Genomic DNA, 16,464 nt, shown 5'->3' on the forward strand with positions numbered 1-16,464 from the left:
ATAGTAAAGGACAAGTCATTGCCGCTATCTTTAGTTTCCCTATAGAAGATAAAGATGTCATCGTTAATGATGGTGAAATCCCGCCTTTACTTGTTCCCCTTGCATTATTGGAACAAAAAGCCGTTGGTACTTGGAACGTACATATTCTTGCCACTTATCCAGATTTTCGACGAAAAGGTGCTGCTCTCGCACTTCTTTGCGCTGTTGAAGAAAGTGCGATTAAAGCAAAGTATCAACGATTAAGTGTCATTGTGCGGGATATCAATCCGGCTCGGAAGCTATATGAAGAATTCGGGTTTTATAGCGTCGCAAAAGAACCAATGGTTAAAACAGGTGTGTCATTGGAAGGCGAAAACTGGGTGTTAATGTTTAAAGATATTTCTTGTTGTTAAGCCGTTCTTATTTCATTGTGATACCTTGCTCTTTTCCACCGTAATTAGATAAATTTCTATAAGGAAAAGAGCAAGGCTCTTGGATTACATACGCAGTTTAAAGAGTGCATCATTTAACTTTTGCTTTAGCTCAGCATTTGTTAACTGATTGTTGGTTCTGTCGAAATCATCTTCAAAACTTGGAATTGAAAGCGTCACTTTTAAGTCTGCGCCAAAGAAAGGTGCAGATGTTTCTGCTGATTTAAGAACACTGCCCGCTCCGCCTTGTCCGGTTGATGTTGATAGAAATAATGACGGCTTGTTTTGAAAGACCTTAACGTCGATCCTTGAAGCCCAATCAAACAGGTTTTTGTATGCGGCCGTATAGGAACCGTTATGTTCTGCAAAAGAGATAATCAAGGCATCAGATCCTTTGATTTTATCAATAAAATCTATCGCCTGTTGGGGATGGCCAAGTTCATCTTCTCTGTCTGTGCTGAATAAAGGCATTTCATAATCGTTGATATCAATAATCTCTACCTTTGCTGTGTTATGCTGTTCCACGAACAGTTTGCCTGCATAGGCGACAAGTTTTTTATTTATAGATTTGGTGCTGCTACTGGCTGCAAAAGCAAGAATCTTCATTGTATTGTCCTTCGACATTATTCGGATCTTTTTAGGTGATCGCGAACTAAAACAAAGTGTGTTGTTGTGTCTTTGATCAACAACTTATGTTTTAAATAATTGTTCTGAATTTTTCTTGTAGACATAAAAATAAGATATACTGTTCTGTAATTGGAACGATGGGTGGCGCAGTTATAAAGGATCTTTTATGATAAATCTGAATGATATGGTGTTGTTTGCCAAAGTGGCAGAGCTTGAAGGCATTTCAGCAGCTGCAAGGGTTTTGAATATTCCAAAATCACGGGTAAGTCGCCGTATCGCAGCCTTGGAAAGCGATTTGGGCGTCCGCCTTATAGAACGAACAACCCGTGCGGTTCAGTTAACTGAAATGGGAACAATTTTCTTTCATCACTGTCGGCGCGTTGTAGAGGAATCTGAGAGTGCCGTTGAGAGTATGAATAATATGAGAGAAGCGCCCCGCGGCAATCTGAGGGTAAGTGTTTCTTTTGCAATTGGACAGTACCTGGTTGCGCCATACCTTGGAGAATTTGCAAAGCTATACCCTGATATTAAAATAAGCTTGGATCTAAGTAACCGTCATGTTGATTTGATAACTGAAGGTTATGATTTGGTGATCCGAGTAGGTGAACAAAAGGATTCAAGCTTGATGACAAAGCGCATAGGTCAAGCGAGAGCAAAACTATGTGCTTCACCTGATTATATAAAAAATTACGGCTCTCCAACTTCATTAAATCAGTTGCCTGATCACAAGCTGTTAATGATGAGCGATAGCTATGATTTAAAGCAATTTATCTTTGAAAATAAAATCGGTGAATTGCGTTCGTTGGATGTGATGCCAAACAATACGATCAATGATTTCACTGCATTACGTTCTATGGTCGAGGATGGTTGCGGGATTTCGCTTATGCCTGAATACATTATTCAGGACGCAATTGATAAGGGCAAGCTTGTGCAGGTTTTACCCGATTGGCAGAGTAAAATTATAAGCTATTACGTGCTGTATCCAAGCCGAAAAGGCCTAACAAAAAAAGCCAGAGCCTGGATCGATTTTTTTGAAAAGAAATTTAAAATGAATACGCGAGTTTAAGTTTTCACGAGAAGGCTTTGTTTTAGATTGATAGGCCAGTCAGAGATATATAGGCCAGCCCAGTACAACCACTTTTCATAACAGCAGTTCCTGTGGACCTATATTCATGAGAGGCTAGTCTTGTGAAAAACTTTTAATTCTTCTTACAAACTTGATTATCTATCTAAACCGACGCCTATGAAACGCATCTTTACTTTGAAGAAAGCGCCGATATCAAGAAAAGGCCGCGGCGGGATCCATGTTGCTGGTACTGAAGCTAAACAATCATCAACTAGGTCGGATGAAATATTACAGGCGTAGTCAGCCAAGGCGGCACCAAAAGCCGTTCCTCTGCTAACACCAGAACCATTATATCCACCTGCTAGATAAATATTGGGCGCTTGTCGGCCAAAGAAATTTGTAAAGTTTTGGCTTATCCCCTCAACGCCTGACCATGAAAATTCGAAAGGAACGTGCGAGAGTTGGGGAAAACGTTTCTCGAAAGCAGCACGGTGAATATCCCGTCGCTTGGACAAGAAGGTATCTGACATTAGGACAGCACCATGATATTCGGCCGTATTTCTAAGGGAAATACGGTTGTCACGGGTTAGCCGAACAGTTGCCCCGCCGCTATGAAGCGAGAGAACGCCCCATTCTTTAAGGGAACCTAGATTAGAAAGCTCATCATTTGTTAGTTGGCGGGTGAAACTGCCAGATAGTGTGCTTCCCATGATATAGCGGTTTAAAAAGCCCAGCTTGGGGGCTTCGTAATTGGTTGCGACGATGACTTTATCTGCCGTGATTTGTCCGTTTTCTAGCTCTAAAAGGCAAGGCTCTCCCCGATTGATTTTTAATACCGGGCTATTTTCATAAAGCGTAACGTTTGCTGGCAAGTTATCACCAAGACCATGAACAAGAGCAGCAGGTTGTAATAATACACCTTTGGGAACATGAATACCTGCTTGGTAGAGAGATGTTCCTAATCGTTCCGTCAAGTCGTCTTTATTTAAGAGGGTGTGTTCGTAGCCCAGTCTGTTCAGGTGATCTTTGAAATTATCGTACTCTTTTAAAGATGCTGCATCAGCTGCCGTGTGATAGTAACCATCTTCCTGCCACTGACAATTGATCCCCAGATCAGTCACCTGTTGTCTTAATAGATCAAGTCCTTGGGCATTAATTCTCGCTATCCGGCGATAATTCTTCTCCTGCTCTTTATCGAATGCCCCTGAAAATTGACTTATGGCCACCGCATAACCAGAATTTCTGCCAGAAGCACCCTGCCCCACCTGTCTTGCATCAAGCAGAAGAACCTGATCGTTAGGGTTCTGTTCTGCTAACCTTCTCGCTGCGGATAAACCGGTAACACCTGCGCCGATAACAACCCAAGGCACGCGATGAGTACCTGTTAATGATTTGGTTGGTTCTCTTTTGGGAAGAAGTTCTGCCCAACCGTGATTATCTGTTGAAAAGGTAAGTGGTGCCAAGGCCATGGAATATATCCGAAAATACTTTTTATCCTAGTTAAAGGCTGTCGCATAACAAGAGCTGATGGTCAATAAGCCAATATAAATTTTCTCGGATATAATTTGATTGAATTCCACGGTTTAATACCACGATCTAGGATAAAACCTTAGTCGTTCAGTAACGTATTTATCGAGTTTTTGCTCATAAGAGGCCGGTAACTGATCTTCACTCAAACCAATGTCTTTTAAAATGTTGTTATTCGAAATAGGCAACCTGTTGGCGGCTGAATGTGTGAAGAGTGTTTTGAATAGGGAAAACATTATCCGTCCTTTTCCGTGTGATGTATTCCCCTATTTGACTTTAAATTTTATTTTCATAAAATTAGCTAATAATGTAACTTGGTATTCATAAATGAATAATGTGTCTTGGAATGATCTAAGGGTATTTGCCGCAGTGGTTCAAAAGGGAACTCTCTCTGCGGCTGGGCGACATTTGGGCCTTAGTCAGCCAACAATCGGTCGCCATATTGATAATCTGGAAAAAGCACTGAATAAGAAGCTTTTTGATCGTGGTTCAAGAGGGTATCAGCTTACAGAACAGGGCTTGGAATTATTGCCGCATATAGAGGCAATGGAGCGTGCCAGTAATGCAATAGAAGAACAAGATCAGGATAAACTGGCAGGCATAGTCAGGCTCTCGTTGCCAGAAATCACAAGTCGTTACCTAGGCAAAAGGTTGTTACCGCTGCAGAAACTATATCCTGATATCAAGCTAGAGATTGCTACATCGAACCAATTTGTGAATTTATCAAGGCGTGAGGCTGATATAGCACTGAGGACAGAGTTACCTGCACAGGGTGATTTAAGAACAAAACTAGCCTTTAAAACTCAGGCAGCGATTTTTGCTAGCCACCAATATGTAAATCAAAATCCTACTGCCTTAACAGAGGAACGATATCAGAACTGTGATTGGGTTGTTCCTATTGACGGATGCTCTTCAAAACAAGCTACAGAATGGTATCAAGAACAAATTTCGCCGTCTCGTATCTCGTATCGATGTGCTTCTTTTCATGTGATGATGGATTTGGCGCTTGCTGGTGCAGGATTGATTTTGTGGACAAGCGGTTATGCCAGAGACCATGTTGGACTTGTCCGTGTGTCAGAGGAAATCACAAGCCAGCAACGTGATTACTGGCTTGTGGCCCATAGTGAAGTACTGGAAAACCCCAGAGTTCGTGTCATCTGGGATTGGCTTAATACTCTTTTTGAAAATGAGCGGGATAAGTTTATTCTCTAAGGAAGTTTCCCTTTTTCATGTTGGTCAACAAGATATCCTGCTCCTGCCCCTACTGCACCACCAATAACAGCACCACAAGTCACGCAACCGCCTGTGACAGCGGTTCCAACAACACCAACGCCAGTACCTATAGCACCACCGCTTAAAACGCGTTGCTGTGTGTTGGATAGGCCACTACAGGCGCCAAGAAAAAGCGTTGCTGTTAAGATGATTGCGAGATGTTTGATCGTTTTTGTCATGACCAGCCCATGAAAGTTGTTTAATGGACATGGTTATAAAGTTATGAGGGGATAGTCGTCTTGTATCTATTTTGGTAAATTCATGTGTTATTAATGTGTCCCGGTGGGGTTAATGAATTTGGGTTTTAATAGCTTAATTGGCAACTTATTAATTAATGGCCTGCGGTTAAACTTTCAATTTCAAAACGTATAAGCTTTTAATTTACTGAATATAGCAAGTAAGATAGCTGTATTAACGGTTTACTAGGGCTTTCCTCACTTCACTCTGTTTAGTGACCAATTTTCCATAGGTCTGATACGATACATGTTTTCGTTTGCTTATAAATTTTCTCGGCAAGTTATATGGGGATGGATCTTTGTGTTTTCCAGCAGTGGATTAGCGGTTGGATTAGCAAGCTATTGGCTAGGCGCTTCTACAGCATTGGAGCTAAGAGAAACGTCCATAGAGCGGTTAAGTCTCTACCAATCTAACCTGCTTGGTGAGTTGGACAAGTATCGATATCTTCCCTTTGTGTTATCGGGAAATGAGGATGTAAAAGATCTTCTTACAACCTTTCCAAATGATACGTTCTTTGCCAATAAGGTTAGTAGATACCTTGCAGAAACGAATAACAAGGCCGAAGCCAACGTCCTTTACATCATGGACAAGCAGGGAAATACACTGGCGTCATCAAATTGGCAGGATGATACAACTTTTGTCGGACACAACTATTCTTTTCGGCCCTATTTTCAGGATGCAATAGAAGGCCGCGAAGGTCGTTTTTTTGCAATCGGCACGATATCTGACACTCCTGGGTTTTTTATGTCTCATCCTGTTTATGAAAATAACAGTATTATTGGCGCGACGGTTGTTAAAGTAAATCTGACACCCTTGCAGCAACAGTGGAATGACGGCGGTGAGAATGTATTGATTACGGACGACAACGGAATTATTTTTTTAGCAAGCAAAAAAGAATGGCTTTACAAGAGTTTACGGAAAATTTCTGATACGCAATTACAAAAACTGAAACGTATTAAACAGTACGGAGATTCCACATTCGAAATACTTAGGACGGATAAAACGGGTATCGCTGGTGACATTGCCACGGAAGTTGATGGTAAAAAATATCTGGAAACTATTCAAAGCATAGAAAATACAAATTGGAAAATCCATTACCTTGTTTCTATCGGTCCGATTACCGAAAACCAACGGACAATTGTTGCGATAGGTATTGGGGTTATGATCACGTTATTCGTGCTTGCCTTGTTTATACGTGAGCGACGTCAAAAAGTTATTTCAACCCGGAGGGCTTTAGAGGCCGAAAAGATGGAAGATATGAACCGGCAGCTTGAAATAGAAATTGAAGAAAGAAGAAGAACCGAAAAAGAGCTCAGAGCGGCACAAGACGGATTGGTACAAGCAGGTAAGCTAGCAGCATTGGGGCAAATGTCAGCCGCGATTGCTTATGAAATAAATCAACCGATTGCAGCTATACAGAATAATGTTTCAAACTGCGGATACTACCTTAAAGAGGACAAAGACTGGAACCTTGATCAATCTTTGACTGAAATATCGTCTTTAACTGAAAAAATGGGGGTGATTACAGGGCAGTTGAAAAATTTTGCTCGTAAGTCATCATTAAAAATAAAGCCTACTGATATTGGAAAGGCCATAAACAAAGCCGCTCATTTGGTGCAGCCTGTTTTTAAAACACAGGGCATCAATGTATTGATAAATGTGGCAGCAGAAAAAATGTTGATTGCAGGGGACGAGACAAGGTTAGAACAAGTTTTTGTTAACCTGTATAGAAATGCCATTGATGCAATGCAGGGAATTAACGGTAAAAAGGTTGTGCATGTTGAAGCCTCGATTATTGGTGACCGTGTTAATGTGGTTGTCTCTGATACGGGAACTGGTTTCGAAGATCATGTCCTTAGCAAACTTTACGATCCTTTTTTTACGACAAAATCGAATAATGAAAGTCTGGGACTTGGCCTGTCGATTACCTATGGCATTATAAAAGACTTAAAAGGTGAGATACAGGCGTCTAATAATTCAGATGGCGGAGCGTGTTTTGTTCTGTCTTTTCCCCGTTATATAGAAAAGTAGATTTTATAAATGGCACAAGTTGAAGAGCAAAATGATCAAGCCGTCATTGATGGTCCGGTTATGCTTGTTGATGATGAAAGAGCAATAAGAGTTTCGACAAAACAATGGCTTGAGCTGGCTGGACACTCTGAAATTGACGATTTCCAAGATGCACGATCAGCACTTGAAAATCTGGATTGGCATTATCAGGGGATTGTAATTTCTGATGTTAAAATGCCGGGAATGGACGGCCTTTCTTTGTTACGAGAGATAAAAAATATTGATGCCAATATTCCGGTGGTACTTGTAACGGGACACGGGGATGTTTCAATGGCTGTCGAGGCAATGAGAAATGGAGCCTATGATTTTATCGAAAAACCGTTTGAGCCAGAACACCTTTTGGATATCGTTAGAAGGGCGTTGGAAAAGCGTGCTCTTGTTCTTGATAACCGCGCGCTGAAACGTGATCTTGTTGCCGCCGAAGGGCTTGATGCACGTTTGGTTGGTGGAAACCCGATTATGCGAGCACTTAAAAGGGATATCATTGATATTGCCCCAACCAATGCTTCCATTCTTATTCAAGGCGAAACAGGTAGCGGAAAGGAAGTTGTTGCCAGTTGTCTTCACGAGTTTGGTGAAAACCCCAGCGGGAATTTTGTTGCCGTTAACTGTGCTGCTATTCCTGAACAAATGGCGGAAAGCGAGTTCTTTGGCCATGAAAAAGGAGCTTTTACCGGGGCGCAATCAAGACGAATGGGAAAGTTGGAGGCTGCAAATGGTGGTACTTTATTCCTTGATGAATTGTCCTCGATGCCAATGGATCTTCAGGCAAAACTTTTGCGGGCCTTGGAAGAGCGTAAAGTAACTCCTTTGGGGGGAAACGTTGCCAGACCTGTTCAATTCAGATTAATAGCAGCCCTTCAGGAACCGCCCGAAGATGCGATTGCCTCGGGTAGATTACGGGAAGATCTTTATTACCGTATTGCAACTTTCGTGATGGCAATCCCACCCCTACGGGTACGTAAAGATGATTTGCCAATTTTATTCAAGCTTTTGGCAAAACGTGCAGCCGAGACTTTCGGGCGGGAAATCGAAATGCCTGGCCCCGAAGGTATAGCCAGTCTTATGGCCCATAATTGGCCGGGAAACGTGCGCGAATTAAGAAATGCGGCAGAGCGTTATGCTTTATCGACACGCCCTCCTGAGGAAAAGCTATCGATCATTTTAAACAGTGAAAAAGAAAGTCAGGCAAGAACATCCCTCCCTCTTATAGAACAGGTACGTCTATTTGAGCGAAATGTTATACTTGCTTCTTTGGGGCGGCATAAAGGAAATGTATCAGCAGTAATTGAAGAGCTTTCCATTCCGAGGCGTACACTTAATGAAAAGATGGCCAAGTATAGTCTTAAACGAAGTGACCATGAGTAAATGCTGAATTATGTATTTTGATATGTTTCGGCGGATTTCTGCCGATGTGCTAGGTTGAATTCGGCAGATACTTGCTAACCCTTTAGCGAGGGTTAAAAAATTTTAATATATATCAAATGGTTACAGAAATGTTAACTTGGCATAAGCTTTGCTGTTATACTGTCTGGTAATGAGTGATCGTTATCTACAAAGTTCTTTGTAGTTTCAGTTTATAAAAATAATAATTATCCTATGGGAGGATACTCATGCGTAAACTTACTCTTCTTATGGCTGCTGCAGGTGTTGCACTTTCAGCTTTTGCTGCACAGGCAGAACCTATCATTATTAAACTCAGCCATGTGACAAAAGAAACTGGCCACCCAAAAGGGGAAGCTGCTGCTCTTTTCGCAAAACGCGTTAATGAAGAATTAGCAGGTAAGGTTGAGGTTCAGGTATATCCTAACTCTACCCTCTATAATGATGACAAGGCGTTAGAAGCATTGTTGCTCGGTGATCTTCAAATGGCAGCGCCGTCACTTTCTAAGTTTGAAAAATACACCAAAAAATATCGTATTTTTGACCTGCCTTTCCTATTTGACAATATCGAGGCTGTTGATCGTTTCCAAAACAGTGAAAAAGGTCACGAGTTGCTAGGCGCAATGGAAGACCGTGGTCTTCGTGCCCTTGGGTATTGGCATAATGGTATGAAGCAAATTTCTGCCAACAAGCCGCTCATCAAGCCTGAAGATGCCGATGGTCTGAAATTCCGTGTCCAAACATCTGATGTTTTGGTTGCGAACTTTGAAACACTTGGCGCAAACCCGCAAAAAATGGCGTTTAGTGAAGTATACGGTGCTTTGCAACAAGGTGTTGTTGATGGTCAGGAAAACACTTGGTCCAACATCTACACGAAAAAATTCTATGAAGTTCAGGATGGAATTACAGAGAGTAATCACGGGATTCTCGATTATCTAATCGTGACTTCATCTGAATTTTGGGATGGTCTTCCTGCCGATATTCGTGCTGACCTAGAACGTATTCTTGCAGAAGTTTCTCAAGAGCGTAATTCAATCTCTGCTGAAATTAACCAGGCCAACAAGCAAAAAGTTATCGATGCTGGTGGTGTTGTACGTACTCTGACAGCCGAACAAAAAGCTGAATGGCGTAAAAAACTTGCCCCTGTTTGGGAAGAGTTCACTGGTGATATTGGTCAGGATATGATCGATGCAGCCCTGGCTTCAAACTAATCCAAGTTTGATCTGAAAATCGTTTGATTTCTCAAATATAGGGGCTTACTGGCAGCAGTTAAGCCCCTTTTATTATCTGGAAGCAAAGTCCCATGAGCAAATTCATTACGCAAATTGAGGAAAGCTTCATCTCCCTACTAATGGCAGCGATGGTCCTGGTCACCTTTTCGCAAGTCGTAGCTCGGTATGTTTTTAACAGCGGGGCTTTGTGGGCGTTGGAGCTAACGACCTATCTATTCGCATGGCTTGTTATTTTCGGTATCTCTTATGGTGTGAAAACACATATACATATTGGTGTCGACGCCTTTGTAAAGCTGTTCAAAACACCGGTTCAACGGATTTTTGGTTTGTTAGCTGTTACAGCTTCGGTCATTTATGCAGGCATCATGTTTTACGGTGGTTGGATCTATGTCGGTAAATTAAAAAAAATTGGCATTGAGACCCATGATATGCCCATACAAAAATGGTTGTTTTTGTCCATTCTTGTCATCGGTATGGGACTTGTAATTTTTCGGTTACTTCAGGCTTTTTTGAGTATTCTTACTGCCAAGGGCGACTTTTCAATTCTTGGAGATGAAAGTAAGGATGCTATTGAGCAGTTTAAAGAAGACGATATGAGTGAGGAACAGAAATAATGGCCATTCTTGTTCTCTTTACTCTATTGTTCCTTTTGCTTTTGTTGGGGACGCCGATTGCATTTTCCCTTGGTTTGGCAAGTCTGACAACGATCATTTTCTTTTCGAATGATTCTCTTGGCTCCATATCCCTCAAGTTTTTTGAGACAATGGAACATTATACGCTGTTGGCTATCCCTTTCTTTATCCTCTCGTCCGCATTTCTTTCAACGGGTGGTGTTGCCCGTCGATTAATCCGCTTTGCAATGGATTGTGTGGGGCACTTGCAAGGTGGTATGGCAATGGCATCGGTTTTGGCCTGTATGCTGTTTGCTGCTGTTTCAGGTTCATCGCCTGCTACGGTTGTTGCTATTGGTTCTATCGTTATTGCGGGTATGCAAAAAGCTGGCTACTCAAAAGAGTTTGCAGCTGGTGTGATCTGTAATGCCGGTACGCTTGGTATCCTTATCCCGCCATCAATTGTGATGGTTGTTTATGCTGCTGCTACGGATGTGTCTGTTGGTCGTATGTTTATGGCTGGCGTTATTCCTGGGCTGATTGCGGGCTTGATGCTGATGATCGGTATTTATGTTGCCGCACGTGTCAAGAAGCTCCCTCGCCTCCCCAGAGCAACCAGTGCAGAAGTCTTCGCTGCCTTTGGTGATGCAATTTGGGGACTGATGCTCATCGTGATTATCATGGGCGGTATTTATGGTGGTATCTTCACTCCAACCGAAGCTGCGGCTGTTGCCTCTGTCTACGCCTTTGTGATCGCTGTTTTTGTCTATCGTGATATGGGCCCACTTAAAGGACGTGATGCTTCTGATTTAGGAGTGGGTGATTATTTGATCGCTATCCCCAAGAGTGTGTTTGATGCAGATGTTCGTAAAACAATTCTGGAAGCATCCAAAGTTACGATCATGTTGTTGTTCATTGTGGCTAATGCAATGTTATTTGCCCATGTGCTAACGACCGAGCGCATTCCGCAAACGATCACCAATGCCATTCTAGAGGCAGGCCTTGAGCCTTGGATGTTCCTGATTGTTGTGAATATTCTCTTGCTCATTGCCGGGAATTTTATGGAACCATCAGCTATTCTGTTGATTATGGCACCTATTCTGTTCCCTATCGCTATGCAGCTTGGTATTGATCCTATTCATCTGGGGATCATCATGGTTGTTAATATGGAAATCGGTATGATTACCCCCCCTGTTGGCCTGAACCTCTTTGTGACGGCCGGTATAACGGGGATGCCAATTTTAAAGGTTGTAAAAGCAGCCTTGCCTTGGCTGATGATTTTACTGGTCTTCCTGATATTGATTACCTATGTACCTATCATCTCTACTTTCTTGCCGGATCTTGTATACGGCGCACAGAAATAGCATTTAGAAAGGGGAGCATAATTGCTCCCCTTTCTTATGGCACCTTCTTAATTATATTTTCTGGGATGAATAGTTAATGGAAATGAATGGCCGCTACATAATTAACGCACCAAGAGACAGGGTGTGGGCCGGGATGAATGATCCGCAGATTTTAAGACAGGCTATTCCCCGTTGTGACGAAGCTATCCGTCATTCGGATACAGAATTTACAGCGATTTTTTCTTTTAAATTAGGTTTTATCAAGCCTCGATTGGAAAGTTTGATTTCCTTGTCAGATATTAACGCTCCAAATTCTTATGTGATGTCCGCTGAAGGTAAAGGAAAATTGGCTGGAATGGCCAAAGGGCGGGCAAATGTAACCCTACACCCTATAGAAAATAATAAAACGCTACTGGAATTTCATGCCAGCGGCGATATGCAGGGAACAATTGCAGAGATGGCTTCTAAACTGGTAACCAAAACGGCACAAAAACTCGCAGATGATTTTTTTGCGCGGTTTGATGAGGTGATTAACAAAGAAGTTTAGAGTATCCAATCGTAAGTATCACTGTGTGTCTATTTTATTCACTGAGAACGTACATATTTCTTGAGGAAAGCCGTTACATCTTTTTCAGCACCATGGTCATAAAGGTCCATATGAAATCCCTTTTCAAAAAAAGCAGCCTGCTTTTGACCCGGAATTGCCTTCAATAGTTTGCGAGAAAACTGAACAGGAATAACACCGTCTTTTTCGCCATGAAAAATAAAGACAGGGGCTTTGACATTTTTTATGGCTTCGTGGGATTTCCATTTGTCCTTCAATAGAAAACGTGCAGGTAAAAACCAGTATTTTGATTGGGCGACATCAGCAATAGAGCTATAAGGCGCTTCGAGTATAACTGCTTTTACGGCATGTCGTGAGGCAAGCCAGACCGCCATTCCAGTGCCCAAAGATTCTCCGTACATTATCAATTTATCATCGGTATAACCTTGGCTTTTTAACCACTTCATTGCATCCAAGCCGTCGTTTTTAAAAGCTTGTTCTGAAGGTGTTCCGCCATGACCAGCGTATCCACGGTATTCGACTTGAAACAAGCCGTATCCAAGTTCCGTCAAGTAAGACAGTTTTTGCAGGCGGTCACCTGTATGTCCTGCGTTACCGTGGAAGGCAATAATTACAGGATAGCCCGGTTTTCTGGCTGGCTGGTACCAATGGGTCAGTTCTATCCCATCAGATGTTGTTAGGGTAATTTCCTGAACCCCTTCGCCACCATATTGCTCTGGTTTTGCGCGTATCTCTGATCCAGGGTAAACCAGCTTTGTTTGCAACAGATACATTCCGACCAGTACCAGTGTATAGAATGTTGCTGCAAAAATTAGAAAGTTCATTAACTGGCTCCTGAAACGCATACTAATACCTTGTTTTATAATACTTATAGATCAGTACTTCATATTGACGAGTTTATATATAGTATTTGAACGACAAATGTTGTCGGGAAATGACATGAAAAAACGTGTTTATGTCGTCATACCTTATATTGATTAATTCCTTATTGCCATCCATGGCAGTCGTGTTAATGAATAAACAGAGATAAATTTACCGAAGTTATCAGGGAGTGATAGATTATGGATGTTCGTGCTGCGGTCGCATGGGGTGCTGGCAAGCCTATGACAATTGAAACCGTTCAACTGGAAGGACCTCGCCATGGGGAAGTTCTTGTTGAAATGAAAGCAACGGGTGTTTGTCATACAGATTATTTCACTCTCTCCGGGGCAGATCCTGAAGGTCTTTTTCCTACAATTTTGGGACATGAAGGTGCCGGGGTTGTTGTTGATGTCGGCCCGGGCGTAACTTCCTTGAAAAAGGGCGATCATGTGATCCCTCTTTATACACCGGAATGTCGCGAGTGTGATTACTGTTTAAACCCGAAAACCAACCTTTGTCAGGCGATACGTTCTACACAGGGTCAGGGACTGATGCCTGATGGTACAAGTCGTTTCTCCATGGACGGAAAGATGTTGCACCATTACATGGGCTGTTCAACCTTTGCGAACTACAGTGTTCTTCCGGAAATTGCGTTAGCAAAAATTCGTGAAGATGCGCCTTTTGACAAGGTTTGCTATATCGGGTGCGGTGTTACCACGGGTGTTGGTGCCGTGATTAATACGGCCAAGGTTGAGCCAGGATCAAATGTTGTTGTTTTTGGTCTTGGTGGCATCGGCTTGAACGTCATCCAAGGTGCCCGGATGGTTGGCGCTAATAAGATCATCGGTGTTGACCTGAACGATGACCGCAAGGCACTCGGCGAAAAATTCGGAATGACAGACTTTGTAAACCCAAAAGATATTGACGGTGATGTTGTCGAGGCGCTTGTTGACCTGACAAACGGCGGAGCGGACTATTCTTTTGAATGTATTGGTAACGTGAACACCATGCGTCAGGCACTTGAATGTTGCCACAAAGGCTGGGGTGTCTCTGTGATCGTGGGTGTTGCTGGCGCGGGACAGGAAATCTCGACCCGCCCGTTCCAATTGGTGACAGGACGTGTCTGGAAAGGAACTGCCTTTGGTGGTGCTCGTGGGCGGACAGATGTGCCACAGATTGTTGACTGGTACATGGACGGTAAGATCAATATCGACGATTTGATCACCCACACAATGCCGTTGGACGATATTAACTCTGCATTTGATCTCATGCATAGTGGTGAATCAATTAGATCTGTCGTGCTGTATTAATTACATGCACACTTGAGGGACCTTTCTTTATGAAGGGTCCCTCTTCTTTTTTGTCTTAAAGTATTCTTCTATTGTTATCAGGTTTCGTTCCCATGACAGAACACAATATTACCGATCTTGAACTTATTAGTGAAAACAAGATGTTTGGTGGTTTTCAGCGCGTTTACAGTCACGCTTCAAAGGTGTGTAACGGGGCGATGCGTTTTGCCATCTACTTGCCGCCTGCAGCATTAAATGGAAAAAAAGTTCCTGTCGTCACCTATCTTTCGGGATTAACCTGTACGGAAGATAATGTAACGGTTAAAGCGGGTGCACAACGAATGGCAAGTGAGTTGGGCGTGATTTTTGTTGCGCCTGATACATCGCCACGTAATCAAAACATCCCAGGTGAAGATGACAGCTATGACTTTGGTTCTGGTGCGGGGTTTTATCTGGATGCCACGGAAGAACTCTGGTCCGGTTCATATAATATGTACAGCTACATAACGCAGGAATTACAGAATGTTATTGCGAGTAATTTTGATGCTGCAGATATGAATAGGCAAGGAATCACCGGGCATTCCATGGGGGGGCATGGTGCATTGACGATTCATCTGAAAAACCCAGATCTTTTCAAAACTTGTTCTGCGTTTGCGCCAATATGTGCACCAATGAGCTGCCCGTGGGGAGAAAAAGCCTTTGGTGGGTATTTGGGGACAGATAAGTCCAAATGGGCCATATACGATGCAACAGAGTTGGTAAAAGAATCACCATCGAACGCTACTCTTCTTGTTGATCAAGGAAGCGCGGATACGTTTTTGGTGGAACAGCTAAAGCCTGAACTTTTACAGGAAGTTTGTGCAAAATCTGGTCAAAAACTGACATTAAGAATGCAGGACGGTTATGATCATAGTTATTTCTTTATGGCGTCCTTTATCGAAGATCATTTGAAGCATCATGTTGCAGGGCTGTCATAATAAAAAAATTAACATATTTTGCCTCTTGTAAAGAATTTGGTCATAAATTTCGTGCCATTATCTTGTTCGTAATACAGGTAGTATTAGATGAAAGAGGCAAAGTATGTCCAAGGTACTCGTAAATGGTGATAGCTTGTCACCACAAGATGTTGAATTAATTCAGTCTTTTTATAAAGACAATATAGCAAGTGGCCACATTGGTGAAGTCTTACCATTGGCAACACAAGATGGGGAACAGGTCGTCGCTGTATTAACCCCAGATAACACTAATCTTATATGTGCATTCGGAAAGGTTTCTGATTGGTATTGCGCAATCGATACCCATTCCAATGTATTGGCAAAAGCTCAGGCGTTAGGGGATTTAATCTCTAATCTTTCGCTGTCTTCTTTAAGCTAAAAAATATACTGAACAAACGCCGTGTTTATTTTATGAGCACGGTGTTTTTTATGTTTAAAAATTTTAATTAATCAGAAAATACCTGTTCATGGCACAAAGTATCACTGTTTTCTGATATGGTTAATGTATGTTACAATCATGTACTTATCTGATTAATTAGGGTGAGGAATGGGGATAAAAAAAGAGCTTTATAAGTCAGTAATGTTACTCTTTTTACTTTGGCCATCTTCTATGTTGGCGCAAGAATCTCTCGTCTTTACCGGTATAGAAAACTCTTCTTATGCGACGATTAGTCAACGAGTGATGAAAGAGGCATACAGACGTTTAGATCTAGACGTAAAATTTACCGCCTTACCCGCAGCAAGATCTTTGGCTGTTGCGAATTCAGGTAGGGTTGATGGCGAATTATATCGAATAAAAAATATCCACTTAAAGTACAAAAATCTTATGATGATCCCTACTCCCATAGGAATAATGGAAGGTGTGGCCATTACAACAAATCCCAAAATATCTTTGCAGGGCTGGCAAAGTTTAGCGCCATACCGTGTGTGTATTCGAAACGGCGTGAAGTTTGCCGAAGCGGGTACCAAAAAAATG

The 16,464-nt window shown here is 42.2% G+C and carries 17 protein-coding genes; 13 read left to right on the top strand and 4 right to left on the bottom strand.

Going from position 1 to position 16,464, the window contains the following annotated elements; genetic code table 11:
• Positions 1-392 (top strand): GNAT family N-acetyltransferase (locus tag Q0241_RS17225; RefSeq protein ID WP_299379845.1); only part of this gene is annotated, 392 nt, incomplete at its 5' end.
• Positions 393-476: 84 nt separating this feature from the next.
• On the opposite strand, the gene Q0241_RS17230 is transcribed toward Q0241_RS17225, so the two are convergent.
• On the bottom strand, positions 477-1,016 hold the full coding sequence (locus Q0241_RS17230) for an NAD(P)H-dependent oxidoreductase (RefSeq protein ID WP_299379848.1): 540 nt from the start codon (positions 1,014-1,016) through the stop codon (positions 477-479).
• A gap of 187 nt (positions 1,017-1,203) precedes the next feature.
• On the opposite strand from Q0241_RS17230, the gene Q0241_RS17235 reads away from it, so the two are divergent.
• Positions 1,204-2,103 (top strand): LysR family transcriptional regulator, encoded by a 900-nt coding sequence (locus tag Q0241_RS17235; protein WP_299379851.1) that lies wholly within the window; start codon positions 1,204-1,206, stop codon positions 2,101-2,103.
• Positions 2,104-2,258: 155 nt separating this feature from the next.
• Here the strand turns inward: Q0241_RS17235 and Q0241_RS17240 are convergent, their stop codons facing one another.
• Complete coding sequence (locus tag Q0241_RS17240) at positions 2,259-3,572, bottom strand: FAD-dependent oxidoreductase (protein WP_299379854.1); 1,314 nt, start codon at positions 3,570-3,572, stop codon at positions 2,259-2,261.
• A gap of 385 nt (positions 3,573-3,957) precedes the next feature.
• On the opposite strand from Q0241_RS17240, the gene Q0241_RS17245 reads away from it, so the two are divergent.
• Entirely contained in the window at positions 3,958-4,842 is an 885-nt protein-coding gene (locus Q0241_RS17245) for a LysR family transcriptional regulator (protein WP_299379858.1), read from the top strand.
• Here Q0241_RS17245 and Q0241_RS17250 read toward each other — a convergent pair.
• On the bottom strand, positions 4,839-5,081 hold the full coding sequence (locus Q0241_RS17250; RefSeq protein ID WP_299379861.1) for a hypothetical protein: 243 nt from the start codon (positions 5,079-5,081) through the stop codon (positions 4,839-4,841). The two genes, Q0241_RS17245 and Q0241_RS17250, sit on opposite strands and share 4 nt — an antisense overlap.
• Positions 5,082-5,439: 358 nt before the next feature.
• On the opposite strand from Q0241_RS17250, the gene Q0241_RS17255 reads away from it, so the two are divergent.
• The 6 genes from Q0241_RS17255 to Q0241_RS17280 all read left to right on the top strand — a co-directional run bounded on the left by Q0241_RS17255 (position 5,440) and on the right by Q0241_RS17280 (position 12,325).
• Positions 5,440-7,170 (top strand): cache domain-containing protein, encoded by a 1,731-nt coding sequence (locus tag Q0241_RS17255; protein ID WP_299379864.1) that lies wholly within the window; start codon positions 5,440-5,442, stop codon positions 7,168-7,170.
• Between the two features lie 9 nt (positions 7,171-7,179).
• On the top strand, positions 7,180-8,577 hold the full coding sequence (locus tag Q0241_RS17260) for a sigma-54 dependent transcriptional regulator (protein WP_299379867.1): 1,398 nt from the start codon (positions 7,180-7,182) through the stop codon (positions 8,575-8,577).
• Between the two features lie 245 nt (positions 8,578-8,822).
• Complete coding sequence (locus Q0241_RS17265; protein ID WP_299379870.1) at positions 8,823-9,803, top strand: TRAP transporter substrate-binding protein; 981 nt, start codon at positions 8,823-8,825, stop codon at positions 9,801-9,803.
• Between the two features lie 92 nt (positions 9,804-9,895).
• On the top strand, positions 9,896-10,438 hold the full coding sequence (locus Q0241_RS17270; protein WP_299379873.1) for a TRAP transporter small permease: 543 nt from the start codon (positions 9,896-9,898) through the stop codon (positions 10,436-10,438).
• On the top strand, positions 10,438-11,799 hold the full coding sequence (locus tag Q0241_RS17275; RefSeq protein ID WP_299379876.1) for a TRAP transporter large permease: 1,362 nt from the start codon (positions 10,438-10,440) through the stop codon (positions 11,797-11,799). Before Q0241_RS17270 ends, Q0241_RS17275 begins: the two co-directional genes overlap by 1 nt.
• Positions 11,800-11,875: 76 nt before the next feature.
• Positions 11,876-12,325 (top strand): CoxG family protein, encoded by a 450-nt coding sequence (locus Q0241_RS17280; protein ID WP_299379879.1) that lies wholly within the window; start codon positions 11,876-11,878, stop codon positions 12,323-12,325.
• 38 nt (positions 12,326-12,363) lie between these two features.
• Here the strand turns inward: Q0241_RS17280 and Q0241_RS17285 are convergent, their stop codons facing one another.
• Positions 12,364-13,167, bottom strand: a complete 804-nt coding sequence (locus tag Q0241_RS17285; RefSeq protein ID WP_299379882.1) for an alpha/beta fold hydrolase — start codon at positions 13,165-13,167, stop codon at positions 12,364-12,366.
• A gap of 237 nt (positions 13,168-13,404) precedes the next feature.
• On the opposite strand from Q0241_RS17285, the gene Q0241_RS17290 reads away from it, so the two are divergent.
• The 4 genes from Q0241_RS17290 to Q0241_RS17305 all read left to right on the top strand — a co-directional run.
• Positions 13,405-14,514: an S-(hydroxymethyl)glutathione dehydrogenase/class III alcohol dehydrogenase gene (locus Q0241_RS17290; protein ID WP_299379886.1), complete on the top strand. Its 1,110-nt coding sequence runs from the start codon at positions 13,405-13,407 to the stop codon at positions 14,512-14,514.
• A 92-nt stretch (positions 14,515-14,606) separates the two neighbouring features.
• On the top strand, positions 14,607-15,470 hold the full coding sequence (gene fghA, locus Q0241_RS17295; RefSeq protein WP_299379889.1) for an S-formylglutathione hydrolase: 864 nt from the start codon (positions 14,607-14,609) through the stop codon (positions 15,468-15,470).
• 103 nt (positions 15,471-15,573) lie between these two features.
• Positions 15,574-15,867, top strand: coding sequence for a hypothetical protein (locus tag Q0241_RS17300; RefSeq protein WP_299379892.1), 294 nt, complete (start codon positions 15,574-15,576; stop codon positions 15,865-15,867).
• Between the two features lie 168 nt (positions 15,868-16,035).
• A partial coding sequence (locus tag Q0241_RS17305; RefSeq protein WP_299379895.1) for a hypothetical protein occupies positions 16,036-16,464 on the top strand: 429 nt, incomplete at its 3' end.

Origin of the sequence: uncultured Kiloniella sp. (assembly GCF_937128705.1) — a bacterium.
GTDB lineage: Bacteria > Pseudomonadota > Alphaproteobacteria > Kiloniellales > Kiloniellaceae > Kiloniella.

Bases quoted from the DNA above. Each gene is read 5' to 3' on its own strand.
- Q0241_RS17230 (WP_299379848.1), bottom strand. From the start codon at position 1,016: ATGAAGATTCTTGCTTTTGCAGCCAGTAGCAGCACCAAATCTATAAAT.
- Q0241_RS17235 (WP_299379851.1), top strand. From the start codon at position 1,204: ATGATAAATCTGAATGATATGGTGTTGTTTGCCAAAGTGGCAGAGCTT.
- Q0241_RS17240 (WP_299379854.1), bottom strand. From the start codon at position 3,572: ATGGCCTTGGCACCACTTACCTTTTCAACAGATAATCACGGTTGGGCA.
- Q0241_RS17245 (WP_299379858.1), top strand. From the start codon at position 3,958: ATGAATAATGTGTCTTGGAATGATCTAAGGGTATTTGCCGCAGTGGTT.
- Q0241_RS17250 (WP_299379861.1), bottom strand. From the start codon at position 5,081: ATGACAAAAACGATCAAACATCTCGCAATCATCTTAACAGCAACGCTT.
- Q0241_RS17260 (WP_299379867.1), top strand. From the start codon at position 7,180: ATGGCACAAGTTGAAGAGCAAAATGATCAAGCCGTCATTGATGGTCCG.
- Q0241_RS17265 (WP_299379870.1), top strand. From the start codon at position 8,823: ATGCGTAAACTTACTCTTCTTATGGCTGCTGCAGGTGTTGCACTTTCA.
- Q0241_RS17270 (WP_299379873.1), top strand. From the start codon at position 9,896: ATGAGCAAATTCATTACGCAAATTGAGGAAAGCTTCATCTCCCTACTA.
- Q0241_RS17275 (WP_299379876.1), top strand. From the start codon at position 10,438: ATGGCCATTCTTGTTCTCTTTACTCTATTGTTCCTTTTGCTTTTGTTG.
- Q0241_RS17280 (WP_299379879.1), top strand. From the start codon at position 11,876: ATGGAAATGAATGGCCGCTACATAATTAACGCACCAAGAGACAGGGTG.
- Q0241_RS17285 (WP_299379882.1), bottom strand. From the start codon at position 13,167: ATGAACTTTCTAATTTTTGCAGCAACATTCTATACACTGGTACTGGTC.
- Q0241_RS17290 (WP_299379886.1), top strand. From the start codon at position 13,405: ATGGATGTTCGTGCTGCGGTCGCATGGGGTGCTGGCAAGCCTATGACA.
- fghA (WP_299379889.1), top strand. From the start codon at position 14,607: ATGACAGAACACAATATTACCGATCTTGAACTTATTAGTGAAAACAAG.
- Q0241_RS17300 (WP_299379892.1), top strand. From the start codon at position 15,574: ATGTCCAAGGTACTCGTAAATGGTGATAGCTTGTCACCACAAGATGTT.